Genomic DNA, 14,850 nt, shown 5'->3' on the forward strand with positions numbered 1-14,850 from the left:
GATGGATATTATGTTTATGAAACAAATAGAACTGATTTATCTGTAGTTGATATTGTAAATTTATATTCAAAACAGTGACAAATTGAATCTAATTTTAAAACGTTAAAAGGTAAATTGTCACTTCGTCCGATGTATTTATCAACATGAAATCATATTGTTGGATATATTTGTTTATGTTTTGTATCTTTAGTGTTTTTAAATTATGTAGTTTACCTTTTGAATTCTAGATTAGGATTACAAGGTAAAAATAGAATTACTGAACATAAAATGATTAACGTTATTAAAGATGTCAAAGAAATTGAGATATTTGTAAACAAACAAAAAACAGAAACAATACAAGTGTTTAATGATGAGTTAAAAGAAAGTTGAGATACTTATCACACTCTTTTAGAAGTTTTAAAAAAATAACAGTTGACTTATAAATTTAGGTTTATAAGTTTAAACTGTTATTTTTATGCTTAAAGTGGGAAACGTAGGAAAGATAATTTTATCTGCATTAAAAATAACCGAAAAAGATGTAAATCAATGCACAAAAGATATTAATAAAAACCCAAACTAGTCACACGAACGTGAAAAGTTCAGGTTATATATTTTTCCCTTCATATTTTTAAATCCCTTCAATATGTTTTAGGAAAAAAATAAAAAAACACAACCTCTATTCGAAGTTGTGTGGTCTATTTATTTCGGGTTTCACCCAAAGTCGGCCCGGGTCCAGTTGACCTTCTTCCCAATCAACAATTAAGTATTAACTTAATTAATTTAATAATATCAAACTAAAATAACGAATTCAATATATTTTTTTTATTATTCGTCATCTTCTTCAAATAGATCATCAAAGTCTAATTGTTTTTTACTTGTATCTGAATGTAAATTAGATAAAACTGAACTAATATCATCTAAATAAGAACTTAAATCGGTTCCTTTTATTTGATTAGCTTTATTAGTAGCTTGTTGTTTAATTTCTTTTGAAACAATTACTTTAGAACTAACTTTATTTTGTTTAGCTTGTTTTTGTTTTTCAACTTTAGAAGTGTAATTTTCTTCATCACTATTTGAAGTGGCGGGTTTATCAAAAGCTGTTGTTCTAATTAATTGTTTAACACTAACAAATTCAATATTTTCTATTTCACAACTAGTTGTTGGACTATCAACTGAAGATTTTCTAATAGAATTTGTATATATATCGGTGATTTGATCTTGATTATCTAGTATTTGAATTATTGAATTATTATCAATTGCATAACTAAATAAAACATTTTCTTTATTACGTTTTTTTTCTAATAAAATTCTTGCCCCACGTTTAGGTCTTATATAAATTGGAATTTGATCTTGATTGATTCTTTTATAAGTATTTTTATTTGTAAAACAAATAATATCTCTATTATCTTCTAAACTAATTGCACTAACAATATAATCATTTTTTAAATTAGCTGCTTTAACTCCTTTTGAACTAGTTAATTGCACTGGAATATCTTCAATATTGTATCTAACAGCATATGCATTTTGAGTAACTATTGCACAATATCTTGTTTTTGAAGTTACTAAATCAGCACTTACTAATTGATCATCATCTCTTAATTTCATAATTTTAAATGATCTAGTAAAAGTTTTAGTTTTTAAATCAACTATTGGAGTTCTTTTAATTAAACCGTTTTTTGAAACCATCATAATATGTTGAGTTGCATTATCAAAATCTTTAACTACAAAAGCGTTAATAATAGTTTCACTACCACTCATTGTAGCAACTGTATTTATATGAACACCCATATCTTTTCATTTACTCATTGCTATTTTATATAAAGGAATTGAATAATAATTTGCTTTATCTGAAACTAAAATTAAATGTTCTAAATTAGAAACAAGTCCTGTTGATATTCACATATCATTTGGTTTTTTTTCAAAAGTATCTAGTTCATTTTTAGATAAAACATTATTATCAATTGCTTTAATATATCCATCTTTAGATACTCATAGATTAAATTCTTTTTCAACTAAAACTTCTTTTTGATTAACTTCTAGATTTTCAACTATTTCACTAACTTGAGATTTTCTATCAACAGCAAAAGTTTTTTTAACTTCTTTTAATCTATTAATAATTTCTTGATCTAAAACTTCTTTATTATTTAAAATATCTTGTAAATGTTTAATAGTTACATTTAAAGTATCTTTTTCTTGATTTAATTTTTCAACATCAGTTGAAGTTAATCTATATAATCTCATATCAACAATTGCAGTTGATTGATTTTTTGTAAAACTAAACTTATTGATTAAATTTTCAATAGCTTGATTTCTATTTTCTGATTTTCTAATTAATTCTATGATTTGATCTAAAATCGATAAAGCTTTAATTAAACCTAAAACTATTTCTAATCTATTATTAGCTTTATTTAAATTAAATTGCGTTCTTTTAGTAAATACTTGTTTGTAGTGAGTAATATAAGCTTTAATAATATCAATTAAACCTAATTGTTTAGGTTGTTTATCAACAATTACAATGTTGTTGTAGTTATAACTAATTGATAGTGGAGTGTTTTTAAATAAATATTTTCTTACAGTTTCAAGATTAGCTTTTTCATTTAATTGAATTACTATTCTTAAACCTTTTCTATCAGTTTCGTCTCTAACTTCTTTAATACCTAATGCAGAATTAGAATCAATTACATCTCCTATTTTTCTAACTAGATCTTGTTTAACAACTTCGTAAGGAATTTCATCAATAACAATATCATTTTTTTCTTGGTGTCATTTACTACTAATAACCACTTTTCCTTTACCAGTTAAAAAAGCATCTTTTATACCTTCTTTGTTTTGAATAACTCCACCAGTTGGAAAATCAGGACCTTTCACTATATCTAAAATAGTATCAATTCTAGTATTTTCGTTTTTAATAATTTTAATTGTTGCATCAATAATTTCACCTAAATTATGAGGTGGCATATTTGTAGCATATCCAGCTGCAATTCCAGTTGATCCATTAACTAAAATATTTGGAAAATAACCAGGTAATACTGTAGGTTCAGTTTCACTATCATCAAAGTTAGGAGCCATTAAAACAGTTTCTTTTTCTAAATCTTCAAGTAATAGATTTGAAATTTTTGATAATCTTGCTTCAGTATAACGCATCGCAGCAGCACTATCTCCATCAATTGATCCGTTATTTCCTTGCATATCAACTAAACAATTATTCAATTTTCAGTCTTGACTCATTCTCACCATCGCTTCATAAATAGATGAATCTCCGTGAGGGTGATACTTACCAATTACTTCACCAACAACTCTAGCTGATTTTTTATATGCTTTATCAAATGTTAAGTTTAATTCGTTCATTGCAAATAAAATACGACGTTGAACAGGTTTTAATCCATCTCTAACATCAGGTAGTGCACGTTCTTGAATGATATATTTAGCATAACGAGCAAATCTATCACCTAAAACTTGTTCTAATGGATATGAAATTACATCTTTGTTTTGATTCATATTTATTCCTACAATTCTATTTCTTTATCTTTTAATTTAATTTGATCATCTTCTAAAGTAAACTTAACACTTTCATTAATTCAATCTTTACGTTTTTCTACATCATCACCCATTAATGTTTTAAACATTTTTTCAGCTAATAAACCATCTTCAATTGTGACTTGAATGATTTTTCTTTTTTCAGGGTTCATTGTTGTTTGTCATAATTGATCAGCATTCATTTCTCCAAGTCCTTTATAACGTTGGATCTCATATTTTTTATTATAGTTTTTACTAAATTCTTTTAACTCTTCTTCATCTCATAAATAGATAAAACTTTTATCAGTAAAAGTTAATTTATATAAAGGAGGTAAAGCAATATATACTTTCTTTTCGATAATTAAATCTTTCATGTGTCTGAAAAAGAAAGTTAATAATAATGTTTGAATATGTGCTCCATCAGTATCAGCATCAGTCATGATGATTATTTTTCCATAATTAGCATCTTTAATATCAAAATCTTTTCCAACTCCAGCTCCAATTGCATTAATAATTGTTTGGATTTCTTCATTTTTTAATAGATCTACAAGTTTAGCTTTTTCAGAGTTGATGATTTTACCTCTTAAAGGAAGAATAGCTTGAAACATTCTATCACGACCTGATTTAGCACTACCACCAGCTGAATCACCTTCGACTAAAAATAATTCATTATTTTCTTTTTTTCTACCTTGAGCTGGAGTTAGTTTACCTAACATCATTCTAGTAGTATTTTTTTTACCTTTAACGTTTTTAATTGCTTGACGAGCCTTTCTTGCTTCTTCTCTAGCTTTTTGATTAATTAATGCATTTTCAATAATTTTTTGAGCAGCTATTTTATTTTCAATTAATCAATAACTCATAAATTCATAAACAGCATTTTCAACAGCGGGTTTGGCATCAGGTGTTCCTAATTTTGATTTAGTTTGTCCTTCATATTCAATTAATTCTTCAGGTATTTTAACTGTTACAACAGCAACTAATCCTTCTCTTAGATCGTTTGAATCTAATTTAGATTTATCTTTTAATAATTTTTGACTTCTAGCATAATCATTAATTGCTCTAACTAGTCCTGTTTTAAAACCTGTAATATGACTCCCTCCATCAGGAGTTTTAACATTATTTGCAAATCCTAAAATAATTTCATTATCTTCATCAGTATATTGTAAACAAATTTCACTAATGATTTTTCTAGAATCTGCAGTTATGTTAATAATATCTGTTATAACTTTTCGATCATCAACTAGTTCTTTAACAAATTCTTCTAATCCATTTTCAAATTTATATTCAACTGATTTATGATTAATTTCATCAGTTAAAGTAATTTTTAATCCTGAGTTTAGTAATGCTGATTCTTTTAATCTTTGACTGATTGTGGCAAAGCTAAAATCAGTAGTACTAAAAATAGTATCGTCAGGCAAAAAGTTAATTGTAGTTCCGGTTTTATAAGTTGATCCAATTTCATTTAAAGGTTTTGATAATTTACCACCGTTTTTAAATTCAATTTCATGAATTTTTTTATCTCGATAAATTGTAGCTTTAAATCTTTTAGATAAAGCATTAGTTACACTTGATCCAACTCCGTGCAATCCACCACTTGTTTTATATGCTCCTGTATCAAATTTACCTCCAGCGTGAAGTACTGAAAAAATTACTTCAGGAGTTGATTTACCTGTTTTGTGCATTCCTGTTGGAATACCTCTTCCGTTATCTTTAACAGTAATTGATCCATCTTTTTCAATTATTATATTAATTTCATCACAAAATCCAGCTAAAGCTTCATCGATTGAGTTATCAACTATTTCTCAAACTAAATGATGTAACCCTCTACTATCAGTTGATCCAATATACATTCCTGGACGTTTTCTAACTGCTTCTAATCCTTCTAAAACCTGAATAGCTGATTCATCATAATTTGTAGTTTTTGCCATAACAAACCCCATTCTATAAGTGTTTACATAATTTAATTATAGTTTAATATATCAATACTAATTTATATAAAACACTAAAAAAGCACATTATGTGCTTTTTTATCCTATTATTTTAAACTTTCTAATTTGGTTTTTATTGATTCAAATTGTTCTTTATATGATTTGTATTTTTCTTGTTCAGCTTGAATTTTTTCAGGTTTTGCTTTTGAAGTGAAATTAGGATTGTTTAACATATTTTCACTTCTATTAATTTCTTTTTGTAATTGATCTAATTTGTTTTCTAATTGAGTAATTAATTCTTGTTTGTCAATAAATAGATCATTAGATATTTCTAAGAAGTATTCATCAATTGATAAACTAGTTTTATTATCTGAATCTAGATCTTTAATTATTTTAGTATTTATAAATGTTTGTAATAAGTTATTAATTTGATCATTATATTTGTTAAATAATTGATCGTGAGTATCATTAGTATTAGCTATTTTTGCTTCTAAAACTAGTGATTTGTTAATTTTATTTGTATTTCTAAATTCACGTAATGCTGTAATCATTTTAATTACATCATTAATATAACTAGTATCAAAACTTAAGTTTAAATTAGTTCATTGTTCTAACATAATAGAATCTTTTAATTCCATAGTTTGATAAATTTCTTCAGTTACGAAAGGAATATAAGGATGAAGCATAATTAATATTTCTTTTAATACATAAAATAGTGTTTGTTGAGTATTATATTTAGTTTGATTATTATTTAAATTAATTTTTGCAAATTCAATATATCAAGAACAATATTTATCTCATACAAATTCAAATAAACTAGATCCAGCTAATCCAAATTCATATTTATTCATTTTTTCAAATGCATAATTTTGAACTTTAGCTAATTCAGTTAGAATTCATTTATCAGTAACATCTAAATTTTCTTGTTTATAGAAATTAGGATCAAATTTAAAATCATCATCTAAATTCATAAACACATATCTAGAAGCATTTCATAATTTATTAATAAAGTTTCAACAAGCTGATACTTTAGAATTTGAATATCTAATATCTTGACCTGGAGTTGAGTTAGTTAGTAAAAATAATCTTAAAACATCAGCACCATTTTCTTCAATAACATCCATAGGATCAATTCCATTTCCTAAAGATTTACTCATTTTTCTTCCTTGTTCATCTCTTACTAAACCGTGAATTAAAACATCATTAAAAGGTATTTGTTTAGTGTATTCTAAAGTTTGAAAAATCATACGAGCAACTCAGAAAAAGATAATATCATAACCAGTTACTAGCACACTTGTTGGGAAATATGCTTTGAAATGTTTACTATCAAAACCTTGACCATTCATTAAAGTTGAAAATGCTCATAAACCAGATGAAAATCAAGTATCTAATACATCTTCATCTCTAGTTCAGTTTTCAATATCAACTGGAGCGGTTTTTGATACATATAATTCGTTTGTATGTTTATTGTATCAGCAAGGAATTTGATGACCTCATCATAATTGTCTAGAAATACATCAATCATGAGCATTTTCCATTCATCTTATTAAAACATCATTAAAACGTTCTGGAAAGAAATTGATTTTATTATTTGATGCTTGTAAGTCTAAAATCATTTTGTTGAATTTTTCCATTCTAACAAATCATTGATCTGAAAGATAAGGTTCAACTACAGCATTAGATCTTTCACTAAAACCAACTTGATGAGTGATATCTTCTATTTTTACTAATAAATTATTTTGTTTTAGATTTTCAATAATTTTTGCTCTAGCTTCAAATCTATCTAATCCAGAATATAATTTTCCAGCTACATCATTAACATAACCATCAACATTTAAACAAACAACCATATCTAAGTTGTGTTTTTTACCTAAAACAAAATCATTAGCATCATGAGCAGGTGTACATTTCATAACTCCAGTTCCAAATTCAACATCAACATATTTATCAGCAATAACTGGAATAATTTGATTATTAACAGGATTAATTACATTTTTACCAATATATTTTTGATATCTTTCATCATTTGGATTAACAACAACACATTGATCAGCAAACATTGTTTCAGGACGAGTTGTAGCAACAGTTAGATACTCATTAGAATTTTCTAACATATATTTAAAGTAATACATCTTACCTTCAACTTGTTTATAAATAACTTCGATATTAGAAATTGCGGTTTTTTGCATTGGATCTCAGTTAACTATTTGTTTATCTTTATAAATAATATTATCGTTATAAAATTTTACAAAAATCTCATTAACAACATCATTAACATCACTATCTAAAGTAAATTTTTCAATTGAATAATCTAAACTCAATCCTAATTTAGCTCATTGACTTCTAATAATTGATGCGTATTCTTCTTTTCATTTTCAAGCTTCTTTTAAAAAGTTTTCTCTTCCTAATTTATATTTATCTATATTTTGTTGTCTTAATTTTTCTTCTACTTTAACTTGTGTACTGATTCCAGAATGATCCATACCAGGTAAAAATAAAGTATCATAACCTGTTGTTTTTTTAAATCTAATAATTGCATCTTGTAAACTAGTGTCTCAAGCATGACCAATATGAAGTTTACCTGTAACATTTGGTGGAGGTAGAATAATTGAAAACTTAGGTTTTTGTGAATCAACATTAGCTTTAAAAAGATTTTTTTTAACTCAATTTTCGTATTTGTTTTGTTCAACTAAATGATGGTTGTATTTTGAATCTAACTGTTTTTTCATACAAATTTCCTTTCAATCAATATAAATATTTTACATTATAAAACACTGTAACTATAGTTATATTTAATAAATAATTCACATGATATGTTAAAGATATATTCTAAGTCTTTTATAGACGTCAATCAGATATTTACTATCTGGGGTTAAGTTCTTTTCCAGCATTGCTGATGATGATACTAAAAAACAAAAATAACAATTGATAAACTTGAAATAAGCTTATTTTATTTTTTACAAAAAAAAAAAAAAAACAGACAAATAGTCTGTTTTTAGAAGAAAGACATAAATTTATTTCTTTCTATTATTAAAATATAAATAAAAATAATTACCTATTAATGCTTCTATTATTTTATTAGGATCTCTACACTCTTCACCATTTATTAATACTCGATTTTCATCATCTTCACCGTTTATTAATACTAGATTTTCATCATCTTCATCTAATAAATAAATAGAGTTATGTAAATTAAATTTGTTAATAAAATATCAATTTTTTTCTAAATAATTTAAAAAATAAATAGCACATTTTAATTCACTTACATCTTTATTATAAAAAAATACTTTAATATCTAATTGTGATGTTTTTAGTTTGTCAGTTTCCTTACCTTTTAAGCTTGATCGAAATTTCACTTTTATTTCTCTATATTCACTATTAGAATATAAAGTTTTTCATTTTTCTCAATGTTCTAATAATGCTTTCTTTTCAGATTTAGTTGGTAAAAGTTTTATAAAACTAAATATAGCTAGAATAATACAACTAATAACAAATATACAAAAGAAAATAAAGAATGGGTTTTTATAAGCTTGAATATTTAAAGAAACATCAAAAAGAAAAAATAATAAAGGCAATATAACACCGTCTCCAACACCGCCTAATGAGGTAGAATCTAAGATAAATACACCTGTTGAAAGACATACATTTATAAACATTAATACAACGATACATATAAATAAATAAAGTCAAAGTTTAAATGTTAATCTAAAAACTCTTTTTCTAACTTTACTTAGATCTAAATAATCATCAAAAAAATCTAAACATAAATCATGAAAACTTTTTCTATGAATATTGTTTTGTATAACATGATACAACACAAATAATGTTATACAATAGACTGGAATTAATATAATGTAATTTAAAATTGTAAAAAACAAAGATAAATCTGTCTCACTTTCTAGTATTAATCAATTATAATGAGTCAATTAATTTTTCAAATATTTTTTGATCTCTATAGTTTTCTATTGTTTTTATTGTATCTAAAATTAGTGTAGCTATACTTAAGACTGCATGAATTGCCGGATTCACATACCTTGTTATCCAAGTTCTGCTATGAAAAAGAGTAAGTAAGTTGTAAAGATTTTTATTTGTATTCTTCAACATATAAATAGAAGTTGATAAAGCTAAACTAAACTTTTTCATTCTAGAAATACCAGTTATACCAAAAAAATCTTTCAGAAGTTGGATAAAGTTAGTTGTATGAATTAAGTTTTTTGAATATAAATATTTTATTGCTTCTTTGTATTTTGATTTAATGGCTTTTCTAATCCTTTTTCAAATATATTTTCCTAAATCTTTGCTACCATCCGAAAGTATGTCTCTTGTAATATTTATTCAAACATTCAATTCATCTTGGTGAACAATTTTTTCTAATTTATCCCTTTCTTTTTTTAGTTTTTCTACTTTTCTTCTAGTTTTAACAGATGTAATTGTCATATAAGTAGCTTGAGCGGTAGTGATTGCCGCACTTACAAATCTCCAACAAGCAGCATATGATGCTGCTAATGCTCATGTTGCTGCAGTTAAACCTATATTTGTTCAAACAAAAGCATCATTTCTTTTTATATATTTATCCAAAAATTTCTTGAAATTGCTTAAATTTTGTAAAACTTCTAAGTCTTTTTTACTAATTTCAATTTCTTCGTTAGAATTTGATGTTTTTTTAATTTTATAAAAATTTAAATTATTTGAATTAAATTGCTCGCTTAATAATGAAGTTTCAACATCATTATCATTTGTGATCTCTGTAAATAATTTTTCATCAAATCACTCAATGTTATATAAAGATTTTGCTCTTAGATATTCATTGTGATCCTTATCGATCATTTTTTTATAATTATATAAAATGTCTGATATTAGTATTTCACCTTTTATAATTTTGATATAGTTTTTTCTTATTTCATTTTTATTATTATTTATAAATTCAAAACCGTCATCCTTTAAATGAGTATTTTTAAAAAGATTCGCAGATTTAAAACTATAACTTTCAATAAGGTTATTAAACTGATCGATCCTAGGGGCATCTTTAAATAATTCAACTTGTTTTTCTTTGTATAAGTTATTTTTGTAAAAATTTGATTCTTCTTCAATTTTTTTGATATCTTTTTTAATCATTTGCTGATTTGATACCACTTTTTGTACCTGTTGTTTTGTTAGTCCTGTGAAATTTATTAATGGACTAAGGACAAATATGGATAATGAAATAATTATTGAACTTTTAAATAATTTCATATTTATCACAACCTTTCTTATTAGTTATTTTATCAAATAACAAAGGGTAAAAAAACATCTTTTATAGTGGTCAAATACATAACAAAGGAAAAACATTTTTTATAAATTTAAAATTATAAAATCAGAAATGTTTGTCAATTTTGAAAGAAGAGTAGAAGAAAATATTAAAAACTTCATCGAATGATATAACGGTGAAAGAATTTTAAGAAAATTCAAATGAAAAACACCTCAATAATATATGAGGTGTGTATAATAAAGTAACTATTTAGTCTAATAATTTTGTTCTAGTTTCCACTGTATCATTTTTTTATAAACGTAATCATCAAGCAAGTTCACAAAGACCATTGTAATTTATATAACGTTCAGCTTGTTCAAATACAGTTCTATCAACTGTTTTTTTATTATATAATAGAGCAAATGAATTCTTTAATAAAACTTCTTTAAATTCATCAAGGCTTATAATTTTTGTATCTTTTTTATCTGTTATTTCAATTTTAAAATTATTAGATTTCCTATTAAATCTTCTAGTATATCTAAAAAATGACGATCAAATACTTAAATATTGATAAAACTCTTCTAAAAAGAGTTCATCCATACATTCTTGAGGATAGGTATTATTAAATATAGTATTAAAGTCAGTAAAGCTCTTTTTACCTTTTTCTTCAGTTATTAACATTAAATTTTTATCTTTTCTTGTTAGGTTTTGTCCTTCATAAAATATTTTGTATTCATGTATTTTAGATCTAAGATCATACATTTTAATAGCTCAATTTGTTTTATTTTTAAATGTGATTTTAAAACTCTTATAACTAAAAGGTTTATATACAAACTTTAACCTATTAAGTTCATAATATTGAGTTCTTTCAAACTTTTCAGTGTGTAATTTAGAATTAATTGTCATTTGAATAAAAAGGTGAGTTCATGAAATTAATATATAAACAAAACTAGAAACAAATACAAAAACCCCATACCCTTCTAATGAAAAAATAAGTTGAGAAAAATAAGAAGGAATTTGAAGTAAAAAACAAATAAAAGATATACCTATCATATGATCTGTAGTTCTATAATTATTAGAACTGATTTTTGTAAAATCAATCTGTTTATTAAACTCTTTTTTAATTTTATTATTAGGAAATATACTCATTAATGAGAATATTATTAATTGAATAACTATAAAAGATATTTGATATATTATTAAAGATAAAACAAAATTATTAGTAATTCAAGATTTATTATTTGTTAATATAAAAGATAAAGCGTTCATAAAACACCTCCAAAAGTTATTGATCTTTTTTAATTATTGAATTTAAAAATTATGATAGTTTTATTTTTAAATGTTTTAATTAATTATTATTTTACAATTATAGTAACTAGATTTAAATATAAAAAATTGACAAGTTCAAATTATTACAATAATATTAATTTGTAAATATCAATCTGATATTTACTATCTGGGGTTTGGTTCTTTTCCAGCACTGCTTTCCGGTGGAAAGCTAAATAACAAAAAGAACAATTAATAAGCTTAGAAATAAGCTTATTTTTTATTTTATTAGCTGATAAATATAATAATTTTATTTACAGAAAATATAATAATTTTATTTACAGAATAAAAAATAATTGATAATATAATAATGTAAGACGCAGAACAACCTCAGTAAACTTAAGCGTATATGTCGATTTAGATGTGAAGTACGCGGGATCCTGTGCAGGAGAGACGAATCTCTCTTTTTTTATGGAGTGATTTATTGATGAAACGTTATATTCATTTTTTTATAGATGAAAGTGGAAATCCAACAAGTGATTTTTTTGTAGTTGGTGGTTTTTATCTAGAAAGTAATAATGCTCAAGAAATTGAAAAAATAAAACATAAAATTAGTTCAAACATTAATAAAACAGAAAAATCAATCAAACAATATAGGTTCTTATATGAAAAAGATCTTACAAGCTATTATGTTAATAAAACTTCTTCATCACATTATGATAAAGAAGTTAAGTGAAGCAATATGAGTTATAAAAATAAAAAATACTTAATTGATAAACTAAAAAATCATAATCAACATAATTTTGTAATGGTTTCTAATCTTAAAAAATGGCAAGCAGATTTTATAAATATTAATGCAATTTACAATATGATGGTGTTTTTATCAATAGAAAGAATTTTACAAAAACTTGAAAAAAATAAAAAACTTTCATTAAAAGATGAAATAACAATCAAGCTTTATATAGATCAAAGAAAAGATATACCTAAAGATAAAAATTCAAATAAAATGTTCAAACTTAGTGGTTTAGAAGATTATTTAAATACTATATTTTACACTCAAACTAAGTTTAAGAATTTAGATATTACAGTCAATCAATTGAACTCTGTTTCAAGTGCAACAATAAGATATTGTGATTATTTTGTAGGTTGTGTTTCATCAACTTTTAATTTATTAAATGGTTCAACAAAAGAATGATTTTTAAATTCTGATCATTTATTAAACAATTTTGTTAGAAAAATTGATTCTATATGTTTTAGTACAATTAAAAAACAACAAAAAAGTATGAAAAAGGTTTTTGAAATATTTAAAAAGAAATAATATGACAGAGTAATTTTTAATACTTAGAAATTAAAACTCAAATTGTGAAATTACAAGATCAAACAAAACAACTTCTTAATGAAGTTGTTTTTTATTATCTTTAAATAATTATTGTAATTCTATAATTTACTAGGTATATATGTATATGATTTTTAATAATTTATTAACTAATATATAATTGTTTTAAGGTGATAATATGAAAGTAATAATTTTAAATAACGATCAACAAATTGCAAATAAAACTAGTGAAATCATAGCAAATCAAATAAAACAAAAACCTAATAGCATATTAGGTTTAGCAACTGGATCTAGTCCTGTTAAAACTTATCAAAAATTAATTGATATGTATAAAAATAAAGAAATTTCATTTAAAGATATAACTGTATTTAATTTAGATGAATATAAAAATATAGATCCAAACAACGATCAGTCTTATAGTTATTTTATGAAACAACAACTATTTAATCATATAGATATTAATTTAGATAATTGTTTTATACCTAATTTTGAATTTAATAATGATCCAAAAAAATATGACGAATTAATTAAAAGTAAAGGTCAAATTGATCTACAACTATTAGGATTAGGAGTTAATGGTCATATTGGATTTAATGAACCTTATACTAGTTTTGATTCATTAACTCATATTGTTGATTTAACTCAATCAACTATACAAGCGAATTCTAGATTTTTTGATAATATTAATTTAGTACCTAAACAAGCTATTACAATGGGATTAGAAAGTATTATGAATGCTAAAAAAATCGTTTTAATAGCAACTGGATCTAATAAAGCTGAAGCTATTAAAAATTTAATAGAATGTAATATATCAGAAAAATGACCTTGTTCAATATTACAAAATCATAAAGATGTAACAATTATAATCGACAAAGATGCATCTATTAAATTAGAAAATTCTTATGAGAGTTAATTTAAATTAACTCTTTTTTATTATCAAGACTTAATTAAAAATAAAAAAGGCCAGGGTGACGTACACTTACCTGGCGTTGGTGGGTCGGAGTGACGTACACTTTCCCGACAATATCCCTACATATATAATAACATAATATCTTGTTTTATAAAAATGTATTTGAAAATTCTGGAATATCAAACAAAATGATACCTTACCAATTATATGTTTTGGATCCAAAACATATAATTGGTAAAGGAGGTTAGAATGTTTACTATTTTAGACAATAAGTCATATGCAGAAATTAAAAAATGTATATTAGATATCTTTGCAAAGGATCCTAAAAGATCATGTTTATCAATAGCAAAGCAATTTAATAAATCTGTTTCTACTATAAAAAGATATAAGAAAGAATATCTTGATTTTATAAATACCGGAAAGGAGATAATACTTTCTCATAAAAATGTAAATAACAAGAATGCGCAAAAATATAGTGATGAAACAATATACAACTTGGGTGAAGTTTATCAAGGAGAAATGAAAATAACAGGAGGAGAGAACAATAACAGTAGTTGTTCATTTTTGACGTTGAAAAATTATCATAGTTGTTTAAAAGAAAAATTTGGTTATAAGATTTCATATTCTAATTTAGATAAAAGATTAATAAAACAGGGTTTTGCTAGTGCATACTGTAAGAGAAAAACTA

The 14,850-nt window shown here is 24.2% G+C and carries 10 protein-coding genes and 1 pseudogene; 5 read left to right on the forward strand and 6 right to left on the reverse strand.

Annotation, left to right across the window (positions count from 1 at the left end; genetic code table 4):
- On the forward strand, positions 1-408 hold a 408-nt coding region (locus tag AB668_RS02645), incomplete at its 5' end, for a transposase (protein ID WP_152908036.1).
- Positions 409-804: 396 nt separating this feature from the next.
- Here the strand turns inward: AB668_RS02645 and parC are convergent.
- The 5 genes from parC to AB668_RS02670 form a co-directional block, all read right to left on the reverse strand.
- Entirely contained in the window at positions 805-3,477 is a 2,673-nt protein-coding gene (gene parC, locus AB668_RS02650; RefSeq protein ID WP_050517502.1) for a DNA topoisomerase IV subunit A, read from the reverse strand.
- Positions 3,478-3,485: 8 nt separating this feature from the next.
- On the reverse strand, positions 3,486-5,423 hold the full coding sequence (gene parE, locus AB668_RS02655) for a DNA topoisomerase IV subunit B (RefSeq protein WP_050517503.1): 1,938 nt from the start codon (positions 5,421-5,423) through the stop codon (positions 3,486-3,488).
- Positions 5,424-5,530: 107 nt separating this feature from the next.
- Complete coding sequence (locus tag AB668_RS02660; RefSeq protein ID WP_050517504.1) at positions 5,531-8,152, reverse strand: valine--tRNA ligase; 2,622 nt, start codon at positions 8,150-8,152, stop codon at positions 5,531-5,533.
- A gap of 285 nt (positions 8,153-8,437) precedes the next feature.
- On the reverse strand, positions 8,438-9,238 hold the full coding sequence (locus AB668_RS02665; protein WP_152908037.1) for a hypothetical protein: 801 nt from the start codon (positions 9,236-9,238) through the stop codon (positions 8,438-8,440).
- A 97-nt stretch (positions 9,239-9,335) separates the two neighbouring features.
- Positions 9,336-10,655, reverse strand: a complete 1,320-nt coding sequence (locus AB668_RS02670; RefSeq protein ID WP_050517506.1) for a hypothetical protein — start codon at positions 10,653-10,655, stop codon at positions 9,336-9,338.
- Between the two features lie 100 nt (positions 10,656-10,755).
- Between AB668_RS02670 and AB668_RS05520 the strand changes: the two are divergent.
- Positions 10,756-10,924: pseudogene (locus tag AB668_RS05520) on the forward strand (IS3 family transposase); the annotation flags it as partial.
- Between the two features lie 38 nt (positions 10,925-10,962).
- Here AB668_RS05520 and AB668_RS02675 read toward each other — a convergent pair.
- On the reverse strand, positions 10,963-11,919 hold the full coding sequence (locus AB668_RS02675; RefSeq protein WP_050517507.1) for a hypothetical protein: 957 nt from the start codon (positions 11,917-11,919) through the stop codon (positions 10,963-10,965).
- Positions 11,920-12,403: 484 nt separating this feature from the next.
- Between AB668_RS02675 and AB668_RS02680 the strand changes: the two genes are divergently transcribed.
- The 3 genes from AB668_RS02680 to AB668_RS02690 all read left to right on the forward strand — a co-directional run.
- The gene (locus AB668_RS02680) at positions 12,404-13,234 is read left to right on the forward strand and encodes a DUF3800 domain-containing protein (protein WP_050517508.1); all 831 of its coding nucleotides are present in this window, start codon (positions 12,404-12,406) and stop codon (positions 13,232-13,234) included.
- 196 nt (positions 13,235-13,430) lie between these two features.
- The gene (gene nagB, locus AB668_RS02685; protein ID WP_050517509.1) at positions 13,431-14,165 is read left to right on the forward strand and encodes a glucosamine-6-phosphate deaminase; all 735 of its coding nucleotides are present in this window, start codon (positions 13,431-13,433) and stop codon (positions 14,163-14,165) included.
- Positions 14,166-14,411: 246 nt separating this feature from the next.
- Positions 14,412-14,850: hypothetical protein (locus AB668_RS02690; RefSeq protein WP_152908034.1), on the forward strand; the 439-nt coding region annotated here is incomplete at its 3' end.

The sequence above is a fragment of the Mycoplasma sp. HU2014 genome (assembly GCF_001199495.1).
Lineage (GTDB): Bacteria > Bacillota_I > Bacilli_A > Mycoplasmatales > Mycoplasmataceae > Mycoplasma.